The organism is Streptomyces sp. NPDC046900 (genome assembly GCF_040644975.1).
GTDB lineage: Bacteria > Actinomycetota > Actinomycetes > Streptomycetales > Streptomycetaceae > Streptomyces.
In genome coordinates this window covers 1-23,855 of record NZ_JBEYXD010000084.1, presented here as the reverse complement: position 1 = coordinate 23,855, position 23,855 = coordinate 1, and the positions used below count along the sequence as shown (strand labels likewise).

Below are 23,855 nucleotides of genomic sequence, written 5' to 3'. Positions count from 1 at the left end.
GAGGGGTCTCGCACTGTGTGTGGCTGTACTTCTGCTTCCCGCTGTCGTTCCGTGAGGTGGAGGAGCTGATGCGCCAGCGCGGCGTGATCGCCCCCTACGAGACGGTCCGCCGCTGGTGTGCCACGTTCGGACAGGCCCACGCCGACGGACTGCGTCGCCGTCAGCCCCGACCGGGGGACAAGTGGCACCTGGACGAGGTCTTCGTCAGGATCAACGGCGAGCTGAAGTACTTGTGGCGGGCTGTCGACCAGGACGGCAACGTGCTCGACATCCTCCTCCAGGGGCGGCGGGACAAGGCCGCGGCCAGGCGGTTCTTCCGCCGGCTGATGAAGAAGACCGGTGCGGTGCCGCGGGTGATCGTCACCGACAAGCTCCGCTCCTACGGCGCCGCGCACCGCGAGGTCACGCCCTCGGTCGAGCACCGCTCCCACAAGGGACTGAACAACCGGGCCGAGAACAGCCACCAGCCGACGCGACAACGCGAACGCGCCATGAAGGGCTTCCGCGGTGTTGACCTTCCCCTCGTAGCGTGGAGGCGTGACTGAAGGGGAAGTTGAGGGTCATGGGTGGGAAGCGACGGTCGTACGACGCGCCGTTTCGTGAGGGTGCGGTACGGATCGTGATGGAGACCGGGAAATCGGCCGCGGAGGTTGCGCGGGACCTGGGCGTGCACGAGGGCACGCTGCAGACCTGGGTCCACCGGGCCAAGGCCCGCGCGGACGCGGAGGCCGCGGGCGGGCTGAACGAATCCGAACGCGAGGAACTGCGCAGGCTGCGCGAGGAGAACAAGCAGCTGCGCAAGGAGAACAGCGAGATCGGGATGGAGCGCGATGTCCTCAAGCGCTCCGTGGTCCTCTGGGTGAAGGAGGCGACGAAGTGACGGTTGCGGGCTTCATCGCCGGCCAGCGGACCGAGCACCACGTCCCGCACACCGTTGCCTGCCGGGCACTTGGGGTGTCCGAGTCCTGGTTCTACAAATGGCGCAGCCGCCCTGAGCAGCCGACGAAACGCGAGGTCAGACGGGCCGCGCTGACCGAGCGGATCACCCATTTCTTCAACGCGTCGGGGCGGACGTACGGCTCGCCGCGGATCACGCTGGATCTGTGGGCCGAGGGCTGGCAGGTGTCGCAGAACACCGTCGCCGAGATCATGGCCGGGCTCGGCCTGCAGGGTCGCAAGCCCCCGCGCCGGCGCAAGAGCCTGACCCGGCAGGGCAAACGGAAGGTGGCTCGTGACCTGGTGCGCCGCCGGTTCGATGCGATCGCTCCGGACGTCTTGTGGTGGGGCGATATGACCGAGATCGAGACCGGTGAGGGCAAGCTCTACCTCGCGTCCGTCCATGACGCGTTCTCGCGCCGGGTACTGGGCTACGCGATGGGTGAGCGGCACGATGCGGCCCTGGTAAGCGCGTCACTCAAGATGGCAGCCGCGACGCGCGGCGGCACCGTGGACGGCGTGATCTTCCACTCGGACCGCGGTTCGGAATATACGAGTGAGGCGTACAACAGCCTGTGTGACCGCCTGGGCGTGGTGCAGTCATGGGGCGCGTGGGCTCGGCCCTGGACAACGCGGCCGCGGAATCGTTCCACAGCGTGCTCAAGGTCGAGTACGTCCACCGGCATCGCTTCGCCACCCGAGCCGAGGCACGACTGAAGATCGCGACCTGGATCGCGGACTTCTTCAACACACGCCGCCGACACAGCGCGGCCGGCGGACTACCTCCGGTGGAGTTCGAACGAACCATCACCGAAGCCCGGTCACGCTCGCATCAGAAGGACCGAGCAGCATAGGGAAGTCCTCCACGTTTCGAGGGGATTGACAGTGTCGGCGGAGCGCAACGGTTCCTGTCCGCGTCCAGCGGCATCTCACCCCACTTCCGCCCCCACCGCCACCTGATGACCGCACCCCAGCACCGCCTCGAGATGACCATCCGCTTCACCCTCTGAGACCAGATCACCGGCACCGTCGGCCAGCCCACCTGAGCCTGACCAAAAGGCCGGCACCCAGGCCCCACCACACCCCAACACGACGTCAGACACCCACACACCCAACAACGGGACAACGCCCAACACCTACATCACCGGACAGACCATCACGGTCGACAGCCGGCCTGTCCGCCCGATTCTGACCTGCCCGGCAGATCCGGAACGGCTACGGAACCGTGCCGGGAACACCGGCGAAACCGGACAAGGCCCGCATTCGAAGCGGTTCCAGGACTTCACGAGCGTCGAATTCGCACCACCAGTTGATCGCGGATCCCATCCCGAAAGGACGAACACCACCATGCGCTTCGCTGTCATCGGCTGTGGAGTTATCGGCCGGGCACACGCGGACTCCATAACCAGCCTCGCTCCGCACGCCGAGTTCGTACTCGCCGTCGACCCGATACCCGACCGCGCCCGCGAGCTCGCCGCCCGGTACGACGCGCAGGCGACGACCTCGACCGCCGACGCCCTGGACCGGGCAGACATCGACGCCGTCGCGATCTGCACACCCAGCGGTCAGCACGTCGGCCTCGCGGTTGCCGCGCTGGAGGCCGGCAAGCACGTCATGGTGGAGAAGCCACTCGATGTGCAGGTCGACGCGGCACTGCGGGTCGCCGAGGCGGAGCGCCGAACGGGCCGCACTGTCAGCGTGATCAGCCAGCACCGATTCGATCGTGCGAGTCAGTTCGTCCGGCAGGCGGTTCAGGACGGCAAGCTGGGGCGGATAACCTCCGGAAGCGCCGGCATCGCCTGGTGGCGCAGCCAGGGATACTACGACTCGGGGGATTGGCGCGGCACGTGGCTCCTCGACGGCGGTGGCTCCCTGATGAACCAGGGCATCCACACCATCGACCTTCTGGTGTGGATGCTCGGTGAGCCGGTGGAGGTGTTCGCCTGGACCGGATGTCTGGCGCATCAAGGCATCGAGGTCGAGGACACCGCGGTGGCGACGATCCGCTTCGCGAGCGGCGCGTTGGGCGTCATCCACGGCACCACCGCGGCGTACCCGGGCCTGACCACACGGCTACAGGTTCACGGGGATCGCGGATCCGCAGTCATCGACAACGATCGCCTGGAATACTTCCACGCCGCCGGGGCCGAGAGCCCCGAGGCGGCGGCGTACGGGGCCGGAAGAGAGAGCAACCAGGCCGGACTCGTCCTGCCGGACGCAGCGCCGGACCCCGCCGCAGGGGGCGCCCCCGCGGCGCTCCCCAACGCCCACACCCTGCAATACCGCGACTTCCTCGACGCCGTGATCCACGGGCGCCCGCCCCTGGTGAACGTCGCCGAGGCCACCGCGACTCTCGCGGTCGTGTGCGCGGTGTACGAATCGGCTCGCACCGGCCGCCCGGCACCCATCCGACTGCGTACGCCGAACGACGCGGACTCCGGAACCCCGGCCTGAGCCCGCGGGAGCCGCGCCGCGACAACGACCTCGGCCCCCAACTCCCCCTTCGACCTTCCAGACACAAGGAGAGCCACTCATGTGGACCCTGTCCGGTTTCGCCGACGAAATCTCCCCGGACCTCGACGAGCAGTGCCGCGTTCTGGGTGAGCTGCGTATCGAGCACATTGAGTTGCGCAGCGCCTGGGACACCAACGTACTCGACCTGGACGACACACAACTCGACCAGGTGGCCAAGACGTTGGCCCGCAACGACCTGCGGACCTCGTCGATCGGCTCGCCGATCGGCAAGATCCAGGTGGACGACGACTTCGAAGAACACCTACGACGCTTTGACCGGGCCCTACAGGTCGCCGAGCTCCTGCAAGCGCCTTACATCCGGATCTTCTCGTTCTTCCTGCCCGAGGGCGACGACCCCGCCAGGCACCGCGACGAGGTCCTGCGCCGAATGGCCGCCCTGGCGGAACGGGCCCGCGGGCACGACATCGTGCTGTTGCACGAGAACGAGAAACACATCTACGGCGACATCCCGCAGCGCTGCCTCGACATCATCGAATCCGTCGGGTCCGAGCAGCTACGGCTGGCGTGGGACTCCGCCAACTTCGTGCAATGCGGCATCCAACCCTACACCGAAGGCTACGCGATGATCCGCTCGCACCTGGAGTACGTGCAGATCAAGGACGCCGACCGGACCACCGGCACGCCTGTGCCCGCAGGGGAGGGCGACGGTGAGGTCCGCGAGACCCTCCGGGCGCTGCACACCGACGGCTTCGACGGGTTCTTCTCACTGGAACCCCATCTGGCCGCCGTCGGCGTCATGGGCGGATTCAGTGGCGGCCAACGATTCGCCATCGCCCACCGCGCGTTCACGAACCTGCTCGACGACGAGGGCATCGCATACCGGTGACCAAACCGGATCGCCCCTGCCCGCGAAGCAGGGGCGATCCGTGGCAGCCGCCGAGGTGGCGTACTCGGCTCCCGGGCGGCGCAGCACTACCTCGGCGACGCCCAGCTGGGCGAGCGGATTGCTGCTGCGGTGCACGCTCTGATCACCGATCCCCAGCGCGGGCCGGTCCTGGTCCTGGGAACGCTGGAAGCAAGACGCCGATGAGTACACCGCTCTACCCACTTCGGGGCAGGATCGGCACAGCCGAGCCAGGCAACTGCTCGCCGGACGGGCGGAACTAGGGCCTGTTCTGAGTTTCGATCAAGTTCGGCTGATCGGCTGCGCCGTGCCTCCGCTTCGCTGTAGACAACTGGCCGTGGCACGAGGCGATCTGGCGGACGATGAGTGGGCCCTGGTCGAGCCGTTCCTGCCGGTAGGCGGGCGCGGACCGTACGACCCGGAGGCGGTGCGACGGCAGTTCAACGCGGTCATGTGGCGGTTCCGCACCGGGAGCCCGTGGCGCGATATCCCCGAGCGCTACGGCTCCTGGTCGACCGTGTACGGGCGCTTCGAGCAGTGGGCGAAGGCGGGCGTCTTCCAGGCGCTGATGGACGGCATGATCGCCGAGGCGGCGGCCCGCGGCCAGGTGGATCTCTCGCTGGTCAGCGTGGACTCCACCGTGGCCCGCGCGCACCACCACGCGGCCGGGATGCGCGTCGATCCGGAACTGCTGGACGAACTAGCGCAGGCGGTGGAGGAGGAAAAGGGGCTTCACCAACCGGGCAAAACGCCGCGATAGCCCTGGCCGAAGATCCGGCCGAGGCCGGCGAGGCGCGAGCCCGGGAGGAACGTCGTCGTGTACGCCGCCTCCGCCAGGCGCGACTGCGCACCGCGGACCTCGGTCGCTCACGCGGCGGGCTGACCACCGAAACCCACGTCTCGGCCGACCGGCGCTGCCGCCCCTTGTCTTTCGTGCTCACGCCCGGCCAGGCCGCCGACAGCCCCCGCTTCGCCGAGGTCGTGGACAAAATCAAGGTGCGGGGCCGGGTCGGCCGACCCCGAACCCGGCCGGACGCTGTGGCCGGGGACAAGGCGTACTCCTCCCGCCGCAACCGCAACTACCTGCGCCGGCGCAAGATCCGAGCCGTGATCCCGGAGAAGGCAGACCAGGCGGCAAACCGCAAGAAGAAGGGCCCGCACGGCGGTCGTCCCGTCGGCCACGATGCGGCGCTGTACAAGGAGCGCAACACCGTCGAACGCGCCATCAACAAGATCAAGGAGTGGCGGGGGCTGGCCACGCGCTATGACTGTGAGGCCGCGCAGCTACGAGGCCGGGCTGCACCTGCGGGGTGCCGTCATCTGGCTGCGCAGCCTGCGACCCGCCCAATGATCAGAACTCAGAACAGGCCCTAGCTCACGTAGATACTGGCCTTCATGGCAGAAGGTTCCGATCCGCAACAGGACGTCATCTACCGAGCGCCGGTCTGTTCCGTGGATCTCAGGGCGTTCGACGACGACGGCAACTCGTACGAGATCCACGCGTGCCACGACTGCCTGCCGTGGCACGCGGAGGTCGTCGTCAGTGACGGGGAGATCCTCGTCAGGGAGTGGCATGCCGTCGGATGTCCGCAGTTCCAGCAGCTCATCCAGGACTGATACGGGAATCCATCGCTCAGGGCCGGGACACGCCCCGATGGGTGATGATGTTGCCGTGAGTCTGGACCTGAGCAACTACGAACTCCTCTGGCCCGCATCGCTGTTCGTATCCGAGGGCGAGCGCATCCTTCGGTCCTCGAACACCTCATGGGAGGACCAGGCGATATGGCTCATGACGGAGGCCCTGGCCGGCACCACGGCGGTCGCCGACTTCAAGGACCTGCCCAAGCACACCGCCCCCATGGACGACCCCTGGGCAACGACCACCCCCGGCTGGGGCAGGCGGGCCGGAGCGGGCAAGCGGGAGTGGTTCACCGAGCTGGTCGACCGTGCAGCCGAGCTCCGGCACGCCGCTGCACCACGACCGTACTGGCCGCAGCGCCGCGGCAGCGGGCTCTCGCACGACGGCAGCACGCCGCGGGACACCCGGCGCGACTTCGCGCGGATCATCAGCGAGTTCGCGGACAACGGCTACCTGGTCGAAGTGTTCGACGAGGAATGCGTCGACGACCCGCGGGACCTGCCGGACCCTTCCGAAGTCATCGACCGTCGTCTCGGCATCCCTCACCTGTGGCCCCTGGCCCCGAAGGCGTGGGATGAGGACACCTTCTACGGCCTGATCGAGGTGTTCCACTGACAAATCTGCTATTGATCACCAGATGAGTGACGCTCTGACCTGCGAGTCTAGTGATCGTTTCAGGATTGTTGGCTGCGGTCTGACGCTGCTCTGAGCTGGGGGTTTCTGCAGCGCTTGGGGATCTGGGAAGGCTCTGGAGTGCAGGTTTAGTGATTGTCTCGGAATGTAGTGATCGGCGCGGGATTTCCATAGTGCTGCGCGATTGGGCGAATTGGTTTGCTCTGGTCAGGGCCCGTGCCTGAGCCGCGGTGTGAGTCGGACTGGCAGCGGCGGTGATGCCGCTGGTCATGGCTTGTCCCCGTTGAGCTTGTTCTTCAAGGTGCCAGTAGGAGTTGAGGCCCTGCGTCCGCAACGGGTCCGGGGCGGGGCCTGTCCCGGACCGTGATGCCGCTCAGGCGCCACGCCGTAGTGCGGCAGCCACTTCCTTGAACTCGTTCAGTGCTCCCGTGAGTTTCAGCAGATCCGCCGGGTAGGAGCTGTCTGGTCGGCCGTCATCGTCATGGGTGATACTCACGCAGGACCTCCGCACATCAGTGCACGCAACCAGCACACCGCTCACGTGACTTTCCAGGCCAGGCATCAGCGTCGCTGTGCGTTCTGCATCCGCTCGCACTCCGACCAATGCGCGGTCGACTTCGGCCAGCGCCTCCACGTCTGTGGGACCGGCAGGTACGGGCCCGACCGGAACATCGAAGGACCAGCCATCTGGCGTCGTCACTGTCTTCGTCGGGTAATCGCGGCGGGGGGAATGTTCGCGTTGTACGACGGCAGCGAACACCCTGTCTGCTTCCCGCATGAACTCCCCGGCCTGAGTGACCAGCCGCACGACAGGGTCCGTCTCCCTCATCGGCACAGTGCTTGAGGGAACAGAGCCGCCGGAGCCAGCGCGGCGCTGCTCAATGGCCGCTGCTTTCCGCATCGCCTGCCATTGGGGAAGACCGCGCCTGGGAGTGCCAGATCTTTGCTGGGCACGGGCCTCGAGCAACTCGACAAGGAGCTCGAAGGGCCGGCCATCGGCGGGCACGCTCATGCCCTTGAACCACGCGCTGAGTTTGCCCTTGGTCAAGTTGACGGCGGGGACCTGCTGCCGGCCCCATGCCGCGATCACGGCATACGACGGGCGGCCGGCCTTCTCCTTGAGCTCCCTCAGCGCGCGCGCCAGTCGCTCGGCCGCAGGCCGGTCGTTCATGCGTCCCCCGTTCAGTCTGAACCTCCGCTGAACACCAATTCCACCAGGTGCGGCCTGCGTCGACGTCCCGTTCGGCGGGCCTAGGGGTCGCTGAACCCCAGGCCGAACGGCATCAGTGGTGCTCGGGCCGGCCAGCGAGGCCGGGATCCGAGGAGGGGCAGGCGATGAAGAAGTTCGCAGCGAAGTGGCATGACCGGGCCTGGCGGCACGAGGCGCTGAAGACCACCGCCGGGTGGGTCGTGTCGGGTGCAGTGAGGGAGCTCGGACGCTGGGCCCTGGACCTGTGGCGGTAGTAACTCAGCTTCTTCCTTGAATGCCTGAGGTCGACCGGGGGCGGGCGGTGAGGGTCTTCGGTGCTCAGACGCAGTTCGGTAGCCTCGCTCTCTGTGACTGGTGGTATTGACGAGCAGCTTGCCGCGTACGACTTGGCGGTGCGGCTCGCAGGGGAGTCAGCCCGAGGGATGTCCGCCGATGAGCGCTGGGCGCGCAGCGTGGCGGCTGATTGCTCACGCGCCGAGCAACCGCACCGATCCTGTGTGTACTGGGTGTGACGGAGCGTCGTGGCCCTGCAGCACCGTTCGAGAAGCCATGGTCATGGCCAACCCCCGTTATGACTGAACCTGGGCTGCGCGCTCTTGGCTGGCTGCGAGGCGCAGGGTGTCTGTCGTTAGGGTCGTGTCCATGAGCCCTTCCGACGCGGACTGCTCCTGGCTGCCGGACCACCAACTTCACGTGGTTGCGACGCTGGCTCATGTGGACCACACGATCGACCGGCTGCTCCGGCTGACACATGACTACAGCGAGCAAGGGCCGGTCACATTCGCCGAGGTGGTTAACGGTGACCGGTCGGAGATTGTGGTCAAGGCTGTGGCCCCGCTCCCGCACGCGATCCCGCGGCTCGTAGCCGACGCCCTCACCCAGCTGCGGGCCGCGTTGGAGCACACTCTGTACGCGGAGGTGGAGGCCGGCCTCGGACGGCCCCTGACGGAAGAGGAAGCGCGGGGCGTCGAGATGCCCGCCACCACGGACGCCGGGACGCTCGCCAAGTGGTTCCGAGACGGCCGGCGGCGCAGGCTTTCGCCACTGCATGCTGGAACGCCTCTCGCGCAGCGCATCGAGCGGCTCCAGCCGTTCCAGCGCCGGGACCCTGACGAGCATCCGATGCGTCTCCTGGCCGCCTACACCAATCTGGCCAAGCATCGTGCCCCAGCCGTCCTGGAACCCCGGCTCGGGGCTGTGTACCCGGACGATCCGCGTAGTGACCTGACCGTTGCGCTCCCTCTCAAACGTCGGCCACGGCCCGGTGACGGCTTGCCGCTGAAGGAAGGCGATGTGCTCGCCAGTGCCCCGCGTGGTGCCCGTATCCCTTTCTCCGTTGTGACGACGGTGTCGTTGCAGCGTCCTCACACCAAGGAATGGGCCATCGCAGCACAGGAGTTGCAGTTGCTCGAGGAGTGGGTGCGCACCATAGCCGTCCCCGTCCTCATCACCGGCGGCCACACCGTGAGTCCGCTGCCGCCGCAGCTCGACATCGCGGTCGGGCACGAGGATCTGCGTGGGGGACTGGCAACTGCTGGCCTGGAACCCGCTGGTGTGCGTGCCAGAGACAGGCTCATGGCCGTCGTAGCTCGCAGCGGTCTCGTCGAGGTTCTGGCCCCAGTCTCGGAAGTGCCCGCAGTGGAAACGGTCCGAGACTGGCTCGACTCGCTGGACGACCAGGCGGTCCTGGAACGTGCTGTTCGGTTGGGGCGTGTGCGCGACCAGCCAGCAGAACTGATCGACGTGTGCCGCGAGTTGATCGCCGAGGCCATGAGTCACCGGGAGCGTGGCTCGCAGATCTCGCCTACGGACGGCGGCGCGGTGTAGCGCGCGGGGGCGGGCCGGTGCGGCTATGCCGCTGACGCGGTGTGGAGACTTTCCACGATCTGTGGTGGCAGGAAGGCCCGTGCGCGGCTGCTGTCGGCAGAGGCGAGATAGGCAAGGAGCCTCGTTGGCTGCTCCGGCGGTCCGAGGGGGACGGGTTCGGTGCGGCGCCACCCGCGGGCGGACGCCGCTTTGATGGCGCTCAGATAGGTGTTCTCGCTCATGCGCCCCAGGGTCCGGGCTCGCATGAGCAGGGCGGCCAGAGACACCTGCCACTGCCGCTTGAGCGCGAACAGGGCTGGCCAGTCCACTTTCGTCGGCAACTGGTCGCGGATGTCCTCGGCGGGCATGAGGAAGGCCGCTGCGAACTGGTGGGCCTGGGTCTCGACTTCCTTGACGCCCCAGATCTGCTCGCCGTGCAGCACGAGGTGGGCGAGTTCGTGCGCGCTGTCGAAGCGGGAGCGGGCACGGTCGTTCTTGTCGGTTCCCAGGACGACGACCGGATGGTCGGAAAACGGCAGGGAGAAGGCGTCCACGTCCGTGTTGCCGAGGGGGAGACGGGTCACCGCGACCCCGTGCGTCTCGAGAAGTCCCACGACATCGGCAATCGGTCCCGCCGGCAGTCCCCACATCGCCCGGACGCGGGCCGCGGTCCCCTCGATCTCGGCACGCTGGGCCTGCAGCCCACTCACGGGGAGCATCGGCACGTCGCAGGTACGGAACCATTGCGCGGACGAGGCGTGGACGGCCAGGTCGTGGGCGACGTGAGCGATGGCCCGGGCGCGGCGGCGGTCGGACACCGAGGTTCGGCGCAGCGACCGGAAGAAACCCTCATGGCTCTCGACCATCGCTTCACGGAAGAACTCCGGGGGCACCGCGAGAACCCTGGCCAGGACACCGGACGTGTCCGGACTGGGCCGTGCCGCACCGCTCTCGAACTGGCTGATCGCGGCAGAAGTGAGCCCGCTCTTTCGGGCGAGCTGCGTCTGAGTCAGCCCGGCCAGTTCGCGGGCGGTCCGCAGCCGGGTGCGCTCGAACGCCTGCGTGCTCATCTGTCCCCTTGCCTGACCTGTCTGATCTTGGTCCCCGCATCTTTGCGGAACACGCGTGCCGCACACGCTTTGGGGCGCGCGACCGACACAAACCTTACGACTCGCACGCAGAAACCTACGCGGAAACGCGTGTCGTGATATTAAGTACTCTCAACGGTGAAGATCCCGTCCTCAGGGGCAGGATCCTCGAAGAGCCCATAGCCCGGGGGCGGTTGAACTGACGCAGCGTTTCCAGATACTCGCCCTCGACGGCGGCGGCTTCCGCGGAATGTTCTCCGCCGCGGTCCTGGCCCGCCTCGAAGAGGACCTCGACATTCGCATCGCTGACCACTTCGATCTGATCTCGGGCACCTCGACCGGCGGAATCATCGCGCTGGGCCTCGGACTCGGGCTGACTCCCCGGCAGATCCTGGAGTTCTACACCGAGCACGGGCCGCGCATCTTCCGCGACCGCAGCCGGCTGCGGGGAGTGCGGCACCTGCTACGTGCCAAGTACGGCGCGGAGCCGCTGCGCGCGGCCCTGACCGAAGTCTTCGGCGAGCGGACCTTCGGGGAAAGCACCAAACGCCTGGTGATCACCTCCTACAACGTCGCCGCCGACGACGTCTACCTCTTCCGGACCCCGCATCTGCCCGGCCTCAAGCGGGACTGGCGGGAGAAGGCCGTCAACGTCGCGCTGGCCACCTCCGCCGCCCCGACCTACCTGCCCGGCATGGCCCTGGACGGAGCCAGGCTCGTCGACGGCGGCGTCTGGGCGAACAACCCGGCCATGGTCGCGCTGACCGAGGCGGTCGGCCCGCTGTCCGTGCCCCTCGACGCCATCCGGGTGTTCAGCCTCGGCACCACGACCGACGTCCGCCACCGCCACCGCCGTCTCGACCGCGGCGGCCTGCTGCCCTGGGCCCGCGACGCGGTCGAGGTCCTCATGCGGGCACAGAGCGAGAGCGCCGCCAAGCAGGTGCGCCACTTCGTCGGCAAGGACAACGTGCTCCGCCTCAACCCGACGGTCCCCACCGGCGCCCTCGCGCTGGACGACGTCGACACCACCACCCTCTCGGGATGGGCCGGACACGTCAGCCGCGACGTCTCCCCGGCCGTCCACCGCACCTTCTGCGATCACCTCGCCCCTGCATTCGTCCCACTCCACCCCGCTCGTAAGGAATGACGTGAACGCGTACCACCAGGCGCGGGTCAACACCGACACGCCCGAACAGATGCTGTCCATGCTGCTCGGCGGCGCCGTGGAAGTCCTCGACATCTCCCCGGACCTCTACGAGACCGCCGTCCGGCGCTACGAAGAGGCCGGGAACTGGCTCGCCGAGAACGGCAGCCCCGGATGGGAGATCCATTCCCAGGGCTCCTTCCTCCTCGGCACCGTGGTCCGCCCCCACACCGAGACCGGCGAGTACGACATCGACCTCGTCTGCCGGCTCCCGCTGCACCGGGACAGCACCACGAAGGAGGACCTCAAGCAGCGAGTCGGCGACCAGTTGGTGGCCTACCGGGACTGGAAGCAGCGCCAGGGCCACACCGACGGCCCCGACAGCCTCGAAGCCCGCCGCCGCTGCTGGACCCTCGGATACCCGGGCTTCCACCTCGACGTCCTGCCCGCCATCCCCGACGACGAACACCCGCCCACCGGCATCCTCCTGACGGACAAGAAGCTCCACAAGTGGCAGCACAGCAATCCGCTGGGCTACGCGGACTGGTTCCGCGAGCGCTCGGAACTCTCCCGCGCCCTCCTCGAAAAGCGGCTCGTCGCCGGCGTCCAGCAGGTCCCCGAACACCACATCCGCAGCACCCTGCAGCGACTCGTGCAGATCCTCAAATGGCACTGCATGTTCTTCTTCCGCGACGACATCGACAACCGGCCGCCGTCCATCCTCCTGACCACGCTTGCCGGCCGCGCCTACCGAGGCGAGGACGATCTGTTCACCGCCGTACGCAACGTCCTCGCCGCCATGCCGCACTTCATCGAGAAGCGCGAGGGCCAGTGGTGGGTTCCCAACCCTGCCCACGAAGAAGAGAACTTCACCGACAAATGGAACGAATACCCTGAGCGGCGCCGGGCCTTCCGCGCCTGGTACGACGAGACCAGCGCGATCATGGACAACCTCGCCCTGACGGAGTCCAAGGGCCTGGACGTGGTCTACGCCCAGCTCGTCAAGTCCTTCGACCCCGAACCCGTCAAGCACTCCTTCGCACGCTACGGCGCCCGCATGAAGGCCCCCACCGACCAGCGGATGGGCGCCACCGGACTGCTCTCCGCGACCGCCACCGGCCCCCGCAGAAAGCCGACCACCTACTATGGCCAGCACCCCGGCACGCGCGGTTAACCTCGCCCTCCAGATGGCTGCGATCAAAGCGGCCATCCCCGGCGCCCGGGGAACCGTACGAGGCGGCGAACTGCGCTGCACCCTCACCCTGCAGCCCACCCCCGTGAGCAGGAGCTACCCGGTGCGGATCGTCTACCGCCACCGGTGCAGGCCCCGCGTGAGCGTCACCGGCCCGCCGCTGGCACTGCACCCGGACGCCACAGAACTTCCGCACGTCTACCCCGACGGCGACCTGTGCCTGTACCTGCCCGGAGAGTGGAAGGAACACATGCTTCTCGCGGACACGATCCTGCCGTGGACCGCGGCATGGTTCCTGCACTACGAACTCTGGCTGGTCCTCGGGCGCTGGACCGGCACCGGTGACGAGCACGCAGTGGCGTCACCCCCGAGCCGGAATCCGTGACCGAGGCACGGCCACCTCGGTCGGGTGAAGACGTCGCTTCAGCGGAACCGGTCGGAGCCCAAGGATGAGCCGGTGCTGCCGGGGGAGATTAAACGGGGCCCAGTCCTGGAGGTACGAGCGTGCCGATGATTCCGGTGACCCGACCGGGGCAAGACAGCGGCCTCCTGCCGGGGGCGGGACGGAGCTCGGCGGGCGGGCTCCGACCATCCGGCAGCCGAGCTAGTGAGGGCCGGCCCGGCTTCACGGCTGGTCTGCGGCTGGTTGCCAGGGGCCGAGCTGGGCTGTCGCGGCTTTGATCTCTTTCTCGGTGATGTTCTCGCTGCCGCTGCGGATCGCGATGACCGCTGCGGTGGAGATGGCGTAGGTGAGGGCTTTGAAGTAGCCGCCGGTGAGCTGGTGCAGTTGGGCGGCGTGCTTGCTCAGGGCGTTTTCCTCGAGCCGGTACAGGCTCAAGTCGGCCTCGAAGCCCGCCAGTACGGGGTGTGTCCAGCCAGTGGCTCTGACCCGTAGTCGGTGGTGACGCTGGGTGTCCGTCAAGGCAGGAGAATGCGGTGGCGGAGGAGGTCGAATCCGGCGCGTCCATGCATCTGCCTCATGATCCTTTTGGTGCGGGTGTTGACGCCTTCAGTGCGGCCGTTGTGGTAGGGCAAGGTGAGGCCGGCATGCACGGCGGCGCGGTCGATTTCGAGTCCGTTGGTGAGACTGCGCAGGTGAGGCAGGTCGACGGCGCGGGCGGTGTTGATCCACTCGGTGAGTTTGACGTCGTTGCCCTCGGCCGGTTTCAGCAGGGCGGCGAAGCGGCGTACGAGATCGGCGAGTGCGGTCATCTCCGGGCAGGCCGCGGCGATCTTCTCCAGCAAAGTCGTTTCCTTCGGGCGCAGATTGTCGGGGTCGGTGAGCAGGAGGCGGCTGGCGTGGCGCGGGGTGGTGACGGGGCGGTCGCCTTCGGCGCGGCCCTGGTTGAGGTAGCGAACCAGTAGGTTGGCGCTGCCGGTGTAGCCCAACTCCCGGATCTCTTCGAGGAGGTGGGTGACCGGGACGGCGGGATCCTCGGCACGGCGCCGACGCAGGTGGTCACGGTAGGGGTCGACGAGGGTGGGCCGGTAGGTGGGGGCGATGCGCAGGGCCTGGGGTTCGGGCATGCGGGCGTAGCGTTTGACGGTGTTCAGGGCCAGGTTGAGGCGGCGGGAGCAGTCGAGCAGTCCGACGCCCTGGCCGAGGAGATCGTGGATCTTGTTCCAGCGTTCGAGTGTGGTCTGCTCGCGTACTCCGCCGGGGCGGGGCGGGTTGATGGTGGCCCAGCATCCGGCGTGGGCCCGGACCTCGAGCTGGACTTTGTCGCACAGGTTGTGCCAGAGGTGCCATCGGTCGCTGACCTGCACCGCGTCGGGCAGGGCACGGCGGACGGCCTCGGCATAGGTGGCCGAGCCGTCCCGGCACACGACCTCGACACCGCTGCCGTGCTCCCGCAGCCAGGACTCCAGGGTGCCCGCCTCGCGGTCGGGCAGGACCGCGATGCGTCTGCCGGTCTCGGCGTCCGTGATGATCGTGGCGTATCGGTGCCGCCGGCGCAGTGCGAAATCGTCCACGCCGATCACCCGCGGGACCGCCTGCTGCGGCAGCGGCAGGCGCCGCAGATAACGCAGGGCAGTACTGCGGGAAATGGGTACGGCCAGCAGACCGGCCAGGCGTGCGGCCGCCCGGCCGCATAACTCCCGCGTCACCTGGGATATCTGCCCGACAAGACGCACCGTGCGGCGCTGATGGCGCTCCAGCAGTCCGGGAATCTGCTCGCGGAAGGTCTGCCGCCGGCAGCCCGAGACAGGGCAGACCAGCCGTCGTACGCGCAGGCGGACGACGACCTGGCGGCCGTCGACAGGCACGTCCGTCACCGTCCGGCCGTGGTACCCGTGCACCTTCGCCGTCGGCGTCCCGCACACCGGACACGGAACCGCCACATCCCGGGTCCGGGCCGATACCACCACCGCGTCGCCGCCGTCCGCCACGTCCTCGATGACCAGCGCCGAAAGCCCTGAAAACACTGTCTTCATAAGGGAGTTGATATCCATCACAAGATCAGGATCAAGGGCGGCTACTCGGTGTCACCACCGACTACGGGCCAGAGCCCAGCCAGTGGTGTAACTCGGTTGTCGGGTTCTAGCGGCGGGCGGCCGAGAGTCGTCCGTCGAAGGTGATGTCGAATGCTTGCAGTGCGGGCTTCCAGCGGATCGCCCAGCGCCGCCGTCCTGTCCCGGTCGGGTCCAGGCTCATCACCGCCAGATACACGCACTTCAGCGCGGCCTGCTCCGTCGGAAAGTGCCCACGGGCGCGCACAGCCTTGCGGATGCGGGCGTTGATCGACTCGATGGCATTGGTGGTACATACGATCCGGCGGATCTCCACGTCGAACCGCAGGAACGGCACGAACTCCGACCAGGACGACTCCCACAACCGCACGATCGCCGGGTATTTCTTCCCCCACGCCTCGGCGAACTCCATGAACCGCTCCAGCGCGGCCTCTTCGGTCGGCGCGGTGTAGACCGGCTTCAGTCCACGCGCGATCTTCTCCCAGTCCTGCCGCCCGCAGTACTTGAACGAGTTGCGCAACAGGTGAACGACGCACGTTTGCACGATCGTCGCAGGCCAGACCGCATTGACCGCGTCCGGCAGCCCCGTCAACCCGTCGCAGACCAGCATCAGCACGTCCGCGGCGCCGCGGTTCTTGATCTCGGTCAGCACCTGGAGCCAATATTTCGCGCCCTCGCCCCCGTCGCCGACCCACAGGCCGAGGATGTCGCGGTGGCCCTCGGCGGTGACCGCCACGGCCATGTAGACGGGCCGGTTGGCGACCTGCCCCTCCCTGATCTTCACGTTCACACAGTCGATGAAGACGACCGGGTAAACCGCATCGAGCGGCCGGTTCTGCCATTCCGTCATCCCCGCGACCACGCTGTCGGTGATGGTGGAGATGGTCTGCTTGGAGACGTTCGCCCCGTAGACCTCGGCCAGGTGGGCGGAGATCTCGCCGTGGGTCAGGCCCTTGGCGGACAGGGACAGCACCATCTCATCGATACCTGCAAGGCGCTTCTGGCGCTTCTTGACCATCATCGGCTCGAAGGTGCCGGCCCGGTCTCGGGGCACCTCGATCTCGACGGTGCCGATGTCGGTGGTCACGGTCTTGGCTCGGTGGCCGTTGCGGTAGTTCTCCCTCCGCCCGTCCTCGGCCCGCTCGCCGTTCTCGTGGCCCAGGTGGTCGGTGATCTCGCCTTCCAAGGCGGACTCCAGCAGCCTCTTGGTCAGCTGCTGCAGCAGACCGCCCTCGCCAGCCAGCTTCATCCCGCCGTCCTTTGCACGGGCCATCAGCTGCTGGATCAGGGCGTCTTCCACGACCTCGTCCACGGTCACCTCCTGGGCCTTGGTGTCACTCACCACGTCAGTCATCAACTGTCGCTTCCAGCTCGGGAGTTACACCAGTGACCGTACAGTCCCGCCGCAAGATGCTTCACGCCGTCCTGGCGCCAGCCGTAATCGTGTGAAGGCAACCCCAACGGCAGCGCGGCGGGGGTCGGGCGTTCGTCACCGGTCGACACAGCAGCAGGCACATCCGGCTGAGACTGCCTGTGCCCCATGAAGCGTGAAGGGGACTCCCTTCGCCGCATCCTGGCGATTGGTAAGAACGCCGAGAGGTGGCCAATCGTCAGGCAGCACTCATAGGCTGACTTCGACCAGGGATTTCTCGCCGCCGTCGACAGCCTCATTGCCTACGAGCGGAAGCAGGCGGCCGGAGGAACCACCAACACCGCTTGACCCATTTGGGAAACGTATCCAACTACAGCGGAAACGAGCAGTGGTCACGTGTGGGTTGCGGGCCGATCAGCTATCCGGTCAGGGCGAGGAGTTCAAGCTTTGGGCGTTCCGAGTTCAGCCAGTACGTCCCTCATGGGGCGCTGCTCCCGGATCCTGCTGGCTGGAGGGAGCCGGCTTGCTGGTGGGCTGGGCGGTTTCGGTGGCGTTCCAGGCGGCGAGAAGCTGTAGGGCGTCGTGGTCGGGTGTGCCCGGGGTGGCGCTGTAGGCGGTGAGGGTCAGGCCGGGGTGGGCGGGCAGTTCCATGGCGTCGAAGTCGACGGTGAGCACGCCGACGGCGGGATGGCGGAAAGACTTGCGGCCGGTGTGGTGCAGACGCACGTTGTGCCTGGCCCAAGCGGTACGGAATTCCTCGCTGCGGGTGACGAGCTCGCCGATCAGTCCGGTCAGCTCGGTGTCGTGAGGGGCGCGGCCGGCCTCGGTGCGCAGCAGGGCGACGGTGGTGTTCACGGACTCGTCCCAGTTGGGGAAGAAGTCGTGGCCGGCCGGGGTGAGGAACTGGGAACGGGCGATGTTGACGGTCTGGGCGCTGGGGTCGGGGAAGAGAGGGGCGTACAGTGCGCGGCCGAGGGCGTTGGTGGCGAGGATGTCCAGGCGGCCGTTGCGGATGAAGGCCGGGGAGTCGGTCATAGAGCGCAGGACGCGCAGGACGCTGTCGGGGAGCGGTCCGCGGGCGCGCCGGGCGCGGCGGACCGGGCGTTTGGCGGCGGCGCGGGCCAAGTCGAACAGATGAGCACGTTCGGCGTCGTCGAGCTGGAGGGCGTTCGCGACGGCGTCGAGGACTTCTTCTGAAGCGCCAGCGATGTGGCCGCGTTCGAGGCGGACGTAGTAGTCGATGCTGACGCCGGCGAGCAGGGCGACCTCTTCGCGGCGCAGGCCAGGCACGCGCCGGTTCCCGCCGTAGGCGGGCAGCCCGGCCTGCTGCGGGGTGATCTTGGCGCGGCGGGAGGCCAGAAAGTCGCGGATGTCGCTCTCGGTACTCACGCGGTCCAGGCTAGGCCGGTGGGCGCAGCGGTGGGGGGTTCTGTCAGTACCTGTAACGGCAGACCCTTCTCCGTCATGTTGACCTGCGGTTTCCTCGATAAAGGACGGCCGTTTGGACCCGTCGGGGAAGCCCAGAACACGGGTTGTCGCGGCTGCCGGAAGGCCGCCCCCCACACAGTGGGTCGTGGCCGGTAACCCCCCGTGTTTCGATCAAGGAGTCGCCCCTCATGCCTCAGCAGTCTGCACCTGCGGAGCTGGCCGGGATCGCGCCGAAGCTTGTCGAGGTCACCAACGAGGTCCTCTTCGGGGACGTCTGGAAGCGTCCCGGGCTCTCGCCACGGGACCGGAGCCTTGTGACCGTGAGTGTGCTGGCCGCCCTGTACCGAAGCGAGCAGCTCGGCTACCACCTCCGCGTCGCTGTGGACAACGGGCTGAGCGTGGAGGAGCTGTCCGAGGCGATCACGCACCTGGCCTTCTACGCGGGCTGGCCGAACGCCATGACCGCGATCACCCAGCTCAAGAAGATCGCCGACGAGCGCGGCGCCTGAGCAGCATCACGTACGCGCCGCGGAGCACTCGTTCCCTTCGCGATCGCCAGACTTTTGCGAGTACGGAGAAACAGAGCATGGAACTGTTGAAGAAGCCGCCGACGATGAAGCTGCCGGCCGAGTGGTTCACGGGGGATGCCTGGGCAGATGTGATCTACCGCGGTGAGGATCCTTCCCAGGCCCGCGCCAACGCGGTGCACTTCGCCCCCGGTGCCCGCACTGCCTGGCACTCCCACGGCCTGGGCCAGACCCTCTACATCGTCGAGGGCATCGCCCTGATCCAGTCCCGCGGCGGCGAGATCCTCCAGGCCCATCCCGGTGACGTGATCTGGACCCCGCCGGGCGAGGAGCACTGGCACGGAGCTGCCCCCGACCACTTCATGACCCACATCGCGCTGTGGGAGACCGACGGCGTCGACTGGCTGGAGCACGTCACCGACGGCGAGTACAACGGCCCGCGCCGCAGCTCCCGCACCGCCTGACACACCCGCACCCCTCCCTCTTTACCCGCGCCCCGCATCCCCGGGCGGGAGACGGGCTCTCTCGCTGGCAGAGAAAGGCACCACCATGCACGGAGCTGTCCTCTACGCTCCCGGCGACGTGCGCTTCGAGGAGCGCACCGACCCCAAGATCCACAATCCGACCGATGCGGTCATCCGCACCGTCGCTACCTGCGTGTGCGGCTCGGACCTGTGGGACTACCGCGGCATCAACCCGGTCGAGCAGCCCACCCCGTTCGGACACGAGTACGTCGGCATCGTCGAGGAAGTCGGCGACGAGGTGAAGACCATCCAGCCGGGCCAGTTCGTCATCGGCTCCTTCTTCGCCTCCGACAACACCTGCCCGAACTGCCAGAACGGCTACCAGACCAACTGCCTGCACCGCGAGTTCGTCGGCGCGGAAGGCTGCCAGGCCGAGCGGATCCGCATCCCGCTGGCCGACGGCACCCTGGTCTCCACCCCCACCCAGCCGGCCGAGGAGCACATTCCCAGCCTGCTGGCGTGCTCCGACGTCATGGGCACCGGCTGGTACGCCGCCCTGGCGGCCGAGGTGCAGCCCGGTGACACCGTCGCGGTCGTCGGCGACGGTGCGGTGGGCCTGTGCGCGGTCATCGCCGCGAAGGAGCTGGGTGCCGGACGGATCATCGCCATGTCCCGGCACGAGTCCCGCCAGAAGCTGGCCCGCGAGTTCGGTGCCACCGACATCGTCGTTGAGCGCGGCGAGGAGGGCGTGGCCCGTATCAAGGAGATGACCGGCGGGATCGGTGCCGACCGCGTGCTGGAGTGCGTGGGTAACGAGCAGTCGATGCAGCAGGCCCTGAATTCCACCCGTCCGGGCGGCAACGTCGGCTTCGTCGGCGTCCCCCACGGCATCGCCCTCGACGGCACACAGCTGTTCTACTCCCACGTCGGCCTGCGGGGCGGCCCAGCCCCCGTACGTCAGTACCTGCCCGACCTGATCGACCGGGTCATGTCCGGCCGCATCAACCCGGGCAAGGTCTTCGACCTCGAGCTGCCGCTGTCCCAGGTGGCCGAGGGCTACAAGGCCATGGACGAACGCCGCGCCATCAAAGCCCTGCTCAAGCCCTGACCATCCGAGACCCGAAACGGGGAGGTGTGGTGCGGCGGCCGGACCGTCGGCTGCCGCACCACACAGGCCTCGACCGGCATGCACCTGAAGAAGTTGGAGAGTACTCGTGCAGGCAATCGGCCTCACCACCTACGGGCCGCCCGAGGTTCTGCAGCCGGTCGAACTTCCCGAGCAGCACGCCACAGCCGGTCAGGTCCGTATCCGGGTGCGTGCCGCCGGCGTGAATCCGGCCGACGTCATGCTCCGCGACGGCTCGCTCGCCGACTGGTACAAGGACCTCAAGCCGCCGTTCATCCCCGGCATGGACGTCTCCGGCGTAGTCGACGAGATCGGGCCAGACGTCCCGGACGACTATCAACTGCGCCCGGGAGACGATGTCGTCGCCGTGGTCGACAACCACGGCCGCCACGGCGGATACAGCCCGTACGTGGTGCTGCCGGCCGCCTCCGTCACCGCCGCACCCGCCGGCGCCGACTACCCCCACGCGGCGTCGTTCCTCATGAACGCGCTGACCGCCCGCTGCGCTCTCGACGCGCTCGCCCTCCCGCCAGCGGCCACGCTGCTGGTCACCGGTGCCGCGGGAGCCGTCGGCGGCTACACCGTCCAACTTGCCGCCACTGCGGGCCTGAACGTCATCGCTGTCGCTTCCCACAACGATGAAGCCACCGTGCGCGCCTTCGGCGCGCAGCAGTTCATCGCTCGCGGCACGGATACCGCCGCCCGGATCCGAAAGTTGGTCCCGTGCGGGGCCGACGGCCTGGTCGACGCCGCCATGCTGCACGAGCACATCACGCCCGCGGTACGCGACGGCGGCCAGATCGCGGTGCTGCGGTTCTGGGACGGCGACCCAGGCCGTGACATCACCGTGCACCCGGTCAACGTCCGCGACCGCGTCACCGACCACGCCGCCATCCGACACCTGCGGGAGCAGGTCGAGGCCGGAGTGCTCTCCCCGCGCGTCGCCGAGACCTTCCCGGCGGGCCAGGCCGCAAAAGCCCACCAGAGGCTGCAGCAGGGCGGAGTACGCGGACGGCTGATCCTGCAATTCCCTGCCTGACCTGTGACCTTCCAGCCCGCGCCGACCCCAGCCCGCCTTGGGCGGGCCTGCACTTCCGCGGCGCTTCGAGCGCTGCACTCCTTGTGATCGATGGGAGTTGTCTCGTCATGTCGTTGCCAGCCCAATACGCGCGAGGCTCAGGCGCCCTCAGACGCCGAGGTCAGCCCGCCGCGGCACTGGCGGCAGCATTGCTGGGCTTCTTCGTCATCACCCTGGACGCGCTGGTCGTCAACGTCGCACTCCCAGCCATCCGGACCGATCTGGGCGGCGGCATCAGCGGACTGCAGTGGGTGATCGACGGCTACACCCTGATGTTCGCCGCCCTGCTGCTGTCGGCCGGCTCCCTGTCCGACCGCATCGGCGCCCGCCGCTCCTTCGGCCTCGGACTGGCGGTGTTCGTGGCCGCCTCGGCCGCCTGCGGGCTATCGCCCAGCCTGCCCGTCCTGATCGCCGCCCGGCTCGTGCAGGGCGCTGGAGCGGCGGCGATGATGCCGACCTCGCTGGCCCTGATCCGCGAGGCCTACACCGACCCGGTCAAACGAGCGCGGGCGGTCGCGCTGTGGGCGGTGGGCGGAGCCGTCGCCTCCGCGGCCGGGCCGGCCGCCGGAGGAGCAGCCAGCCTCATCAGCTGGCGCATGATCTTCTTCATCAATCTGCCAGTCGGCCTGGCTGCGCTGCTGCTTCTGTCCCGTACCGCCTACTCCCCACGCCAGCCTGCCCCGTTCGATGTGACCGGACAGGTCAGCGCCGTCATCGCGATGAGCGCCCTCACCTTCGCCACCATCGAAGCAGGGGAGCACGGCTTCACTGCGCCCCCAGTCTGGGCCGCGGCGGTACTGACGCTGCTCGCCACGGCTGTCTTCGTACGAGTGCAGTCCCGGGCCGCGCATCCGATGGTCCCGCTCGGCCTGCTGCGCCGCCGCACCGTGGTCATCTCCTGCTCGGCCGGATTCGCGTTCATGGCCGGCTTCTACGGCATGGTCTTCCTCTTCAGCCTCTACCTGCAGCAGCAGCGCGGACTGTCAGCGCTGGCTACTGGCACGGCATTCGTGCCGATGACGATGCTGTCGGCGTTCATCAACCCGCTCTCCGCCCGGGCCGCCGAACGCTTCGGGCCCCGCATTCCCATCGCGTTCGGACTCTTCCTGATGACGGCCGGCCTGATCGCGCTGGCCGCCGTGCCCGGTTCGACCCCGACATGGGCGCTGGCGCTGCTCATGCTCCCGGTGGGCATGGGCGGGCCACTGGCCATGCCGCCGACCACCGCTCTGCTAGTCAACAGCGTGCCCGCGCGGCAGACCGGCACCGCAAGCGGCGTCTTCAACACCTCCCGCCAGCTCGGCGGCGCCATCGCCGTCGCCGTCTTCGGCGCCCTGATCGCCGACCCAGCCCACATGCTGACCGGCGTCCGCACCAGCCTGCTGCTGGCCGCGGCCGTCGTAGGCGCCGCAGCCGTCGCCGCTTGCTTCCTGCGCCCTGACATGGACCACCCGACTGGCCCCGGACTGGATCCCGCTCCCAGCCAGAACCAGACGGGAGGATCCGAGCAGCACACCAGCACCCCCGTACCCCGCACCGTGAAGGACACCGGCTGATGAGTACCTGGACCCGTGACACGCTGAAACACATTGCTGCAGCCGAAGAACTGCACATCGCACCGAGGGACGACGACGGATCCTTGCGTAAGCCGACCACCATCTGGGTCGTCCGTGACCGCGACGAGCTGTACGTCCGCTCCTGGCGCGGCACCCGCGGCGCCTGGTGGAACACCGCCCAAGCCAGCCACACCGGGCACATCAGCGCGGGCAGCGCCGAGGCCGACGTCACCTTCACCGCCGTCAGCGACCCAGCGGTCAACGACCGCGTGGACGACGCCTACCGGGCGAAGTACGGCCACTACAGCGGCTACGTCGAAACCATGATCAGCGAACAGGCCCGCGCCACCACACTGCGCCTGGCACCACAGCCCTAACACCACCTCCCAGCGCATGCCGACCGGACATCAATCCCCCTCCCGCGACCATCCCTTCAGGAGACTCACCCATGACCACCCTCGCCATCATCGGTGCCGGGCCCGGCCTGGGCGCGGCCGTCGCCCGCCGCTTCGGACGCGAAGGGTTCGACGTTGCGCTGATCTCCCGCAGCCAAGAGCACCTCGACGCCCTGGTCGACGAGCTGAGCCAGGACGGCGTGCACGCGTGCGGGTTCGCCGCCGACGTACGTGACCATCAGGCCCTGACCGCGGCCCTGGACGCCGCGACCTCCGCCCTCGGGCCGATCGAGGTCCTGCAGTACAGCCCCGTCCCCCACAAGTTGGGGTGGCGCGTTGCCCGCGCCGTAGTGACGGCGCGAAAATCGGCTTGGGTGCCGCCCGCGTCCGACGTCGACATGACCCTGGCC

At 68.2% G+C, this 23,855-nt stretch carries 24 protein-coding genes and 4 pseudogenes; 22 read left to right on the top strand and 6 right to left on the bottom strand.

Features of this window, described 5'->3' with window-relative positions; genetic code table 11:
• Positions 1 to 5: 5 nt before the first annotated feature.
• The 10 genes and pseudogenes from ABZ904_RS41525 to ABZ904_RS41480 all read left to right on the top strand — a co-directional run.
• Positions 6 to 506, top strand: a pseudogene (locus tag ABZ904_RS41525) (IS6 family transposase); the annotation flags it as partial.
• A gap of 56 nt (positions 507 to 562) precedes the next feature.
• Entirely contained in the window at positions 563 to 880 is a 318-nt protein-coding gene (locus tag ABZ904_RS41520) for a transposase (protein WP_361829285.1), read from the top strand.
• A complete protein-coding gene (locus ABZ904_RS41515; RefSeq protein ID WP_361829283.1) occupies positions 877 to 1,653 on the top strand; it encodes an IS3 family transposase in 777 nt (258 codons plus the stop codon). The genes ABZ904_RS41520 and ABZ904_RS41515 overlap by 4 nt, the downstream gene beginning before the upstream one ends.
• On the top strand, positions 1,539 to 1,790 hold the full coding sequence (locus tag ABZ904_RS41510; protein WP_361829281.1) for an integrase core domain-containing protein: 252 nt from the start codon (positions 1,539 to 1,541) through the stop codon (positions 1,788 to 1,790). Before ABZ904_RS41515 ends, ABZ904_RS41510 begins: the two co-directional genes overlap by 115 nt.
• An 18-nt stretch (positions 1,791 to 1,808) precedes the next feature.
• Positions 1,809 to 1,946, top strand: a pseudogene (locus ABZ904_RS41505) (IS6 family transposase); the annotation flags it as partial.
• Between the two features lie 337 nt (positions 1,947 to 2,283).
• Positions 2,284 to 3,390: a Gfo/Idh/MocA family oxidoreductase gene (locus ABZ904_RS41500; protein ID WP_361829279.1), complete on the top strand. Its 1,107-nt coding sequence runs from the start codon at positions 2,284 to 2,286 to the stop codon at positions 3,388 to 3,390.
• 79 nt (positions 3,391 to 3,469) lie between these two features.
• Complete coding sequence (locus ABZ904_RS41495) at positions 3,470 to 4,297, top strand: sugar phosphate isomerase/epimerase (protein WP_361829277.1); 828 nt, start codon at positions 3,470 to 3,472, stop codon at positions 4,295 to 4,297.
• Positions 4,298 to 4,652: 355 nt separating this feature from the next.
• A pseudogene (locus ABZ904_RS41490) lies at positions 4,653 to 5,666 on the top strand (IS5 family transposase).
• A 44-nt stretch (positions 5,667 to 5,710) separates the two neighbouring features.
• Complete coding sequence (locus ABZ904_RS41485; protein WP_361829275.1) at positions 5,711 to 5,932, top strand: hypothetical protein; 222 nt, start codon at positions 5,711 to 5,713, stop codon at positions 5,930 to 5,932.
• Between the two features lie 55 nt (positions 5,933 to 5,987).
• Positions 5,988 to 6,566: pseudogene (locus ABZ904_RS41480) on the top strand (hypothetical protein); the annotation flags it as partial.
• Between the two features lie 394 nt (positions 6,567 to 6,960).
• On the opposite strand, the gene ABZ904_RS41475 reads toward ABZ904_RS41480, so the two are convergent.
• Positions 6,961 to 7,758 (bottom strand): hypothetical protein, encoded by a 798-nt coding sequence (locus ABZ904_RS41475; protein ID WP_361829273.1) that lies wholly within the window; start codon positions 7,756 to 7,758, stop codon positions 6,961 to 6,963.
• A gap of 164 nt (positions 7,759 to 7,922) precedes the next feature.
• On the opposite strand from ABZ904_RS41475, the gene ABZ904_RS41470 reads away from it, so the two are divergent.
• The gene (locus ABZ904_RS41470) at positions 7,923 to 8,051 is read left to right on the top strand and encodes a hypothetical protein (RefSeq protein ID WP_361829271.1); all 129 of its coding nucleotides are present in this window, start codon (positions 7,923 to 7,925) and stop codon (positions 8,049 to 8,051) included.
• A 388-nt stretch (positions 8,052 to 8,439) separates the two neighbouring features.
• Positions 8,440 to 9,624 (top strand): hypothetical protein, encoded by a 1,185-nt coding sequence (locus tag ABZ904_RS41465; protein WP_361829269.1) that lies wholly within the window; start codon positions 8,440 to 8,442, stop codon positions 9,622 to 9,624.
• Positions 9,625 to 9,647: 23 nt separating this feature from the next.
• Here the strand turns inward: ABZ904_RS41465 and ABZ904_RS41460 are convergent, their stop codons facing one another.
• Positions 9,648 to 10,673 carry an XRE family transcriptional regulator gene (locus ABZ904_RS41460; protein ID WP_361829267.1) on the bottom strand — a complete coding sequence of 342 codons (1,026 nt, stop codon included), beginning with the start codon at positions 10,671 to 10,673 and terminating at the stop codon, positions 9,648 to 9,650.
• A gap of 217 nt (positions 10,674 to 10,890) precedes the next feature.
• Between ABZ904_RS41460 and ABZ904_RS41455 the strand changes: the two genes are divergently transcribed.
• Genes ABZ904_RS41455 through ABZ904_RS41445 form a run of 3 tightly spaced genes read left to right on the top strand, consistent with a single transcriptional unit; the run spans position 10,891 to position 13,412 of the window.
• Positions 10,891 to 11,838: a CBASS cGAMP-activated phospholipase gene (locus ABZ904_RS41455; RefSeq protein WP_361829305.1), complete on the top strand. Its 948-nt coding sequence runs from the start codon at positions 10,891 to 10,893 to the stop codon at positions 11,836 to 11,838.
• A gap of 1 nt (position 11,839) precedes the next feature.
• Positions 11,840 to 13,009, top strand: coding sequence for a cyclic GMP-AMP synthase DncV-like nucleotidyltransferase (locus tag ABZ904_RS41450; RefSeq protein ID WP_361829265.1), 1,170 nt, complete (start codon positions 11,840 to 11,842; stop codon positions 13,007 to 13,009).
• Positions 13,010 to 13,022: 13 nt separating this feature from the next.
• On the top strand, positions 13,023 to 13,412 hold the full coding sequence (locus ABZ904_RS41445; RefSeq protein ID WP_361829263.1) for a hypothetical protein: 390 nt from the start codon (positions 13,023 to 13,025) through the stop codon (positions 13,410 to 13,412).
• Between the two features lie 240 nt (positions 13,413 to 13,652).
• On the opposite strand, the gene ABZ904_RS41440 is transcribed toward ABZ904_RS41445, so the two are convergent.
• From ABZ904_RS41440 to ABZ904_RS41425, 4 genes are all read right to left on the bottom strand, one after another.
• On the bottom strand, positions 13,653 to 13,949 hold the full coding sequence (locus tag ABZ904_RS41440; RefSeq protein WP_361829261.1) for a hypothetical protein: 297 nt from the start codon (positions 13,947 to 13,949) through the stop codon (positions 13,653 to 13,655).
• Entirely contained in the window at positions 13,946 to 15,454 is a 1,509-nt protein-coding gene (locus ABZ904_RS41435; protein ID WP_361829303.1) for an ISL3 family transposase, read from the bottom strand. Before ABZ904_RS41435 ends, ABZ904_RS41440 begins: the two co-directional genes overlap by 4 nt.
• Positions 15,455 to 15,569: 115 nt before the next feature.
• Positions 15,570 to 16,772 (bottom strand): IS256 family transposase, encoded by a 1,203-nt coding sequence (locus ABZ904_RS41430; protein WP_361829301.1) that lies wholly within the window; start codon positions 16,770 to 16,772, stop codon positions 15,570 to 15,572.
• 561 nt (positions 16,773 to 17,333) lie between these two features.
• A complete protein-coding gene (locus ABZ904_RS41425) occupies positions 17,334 to 18,260 on the bottom strand; it encodes a helix-turn-helix transcriptional regulator (protein ID WP_361829259.1) in 927 nt (308 codons plus the stop codon).
• Between the two features lie 227 nt (positions 18,261 to 18,487).
• On the opposite strand from ABZ904_RS41425, the gene ABZ904_RS41420 reads away from it, so the two are divergent.
• The 7 genes from ABZ904_RS41420 to ABZ904_RS41390 all read left to right on the top strand — a co-directional run.
• Positions 18,488 to 18,808 carry a carboxymuconolactone decarboxylase family protein gene (locus tag ABZ904_RS41420; RefSeq protein WP_361829257.1) on the top strand — a complete coding sequence of 107 codons (321 nt, stop codon included), beginning with the start codon at positions 18,488 to 18,490 and terminating at the stop codon, positions 18,806 to 18,808.
• A 77-nt stretch (positions 18,809 to 18,885) separates the two neighbouring features.
• Positions 18,886 to 19,290 (top strand): cupin domain-containing protein, encoded by a 405-nt coding sequence (locus ABZ904_RS41415; protein WP_361829255.1) that lies wholly within the window; start codon positions 18,886 to 18,888, stop codon positions 19,288 to 19,290.
• 85 nt (positions 19,291 to 19,375) lie between these two features.
• Positions 19,376 to 20,398, top strand: a complete 1,023-nt coding sequence (locus ABZ904_RS41410) for a zinc-dependent alcohol dehydrogenase family protein (protein ID WP_361829253.1) — start codon at positions 19,376 to 19,378, stop codon at positions 20,396 to 20,398.
• A gap of 106 nt (positions 20,399 to 20,504) precedes the next feature.
• A complete protein-coding gene (locus tag ABZ904_RS41405) occupies positions 20,505 to 21,455 on the top strand; it encodes an NADP-dependent oxidoreductase (protein WP_361829251.1) in 951 nt (316 codons plus the stop codon).
• Between the two features lie 107 nt (positions 21,456 to 21,562).
• Positions 21,563 to 23,050, top strand: coding sequence for an MFS transporter (locus tag ABZ904_RS41400; protein ID WP_361829249.1), 1,488 nt, complete (start codon positions 21,563 to 21,565; stop codon positions 23,048 to 23,050).
• On the top strand, positions 23,050 to 23,427 hold the full coding sequence (locus tag ABZ904_RS41395) for a DUF2255 family protein (protein WP_361829247.1): 378 nt from the start codon (positions 23,050 to 23,052) through the stop codon (positions 23,425 to 23,427). The genes ABZ904_RS41400 and ABZ904_RS41395 overlap by 1 nt, the downstream gene beginning before the upstream one ends.
• A gap of 71 nt (positions 23,428 to 23,498) precedes the next feature.
• On the top strand, positions 23,499 to 23,855 hold a 357-nt coding region (locus ABZ904_RS41390), incomplete at its 3' end, for an SDR family NAD(P)-dependent oxidoreductase (protein WP_361829245.1).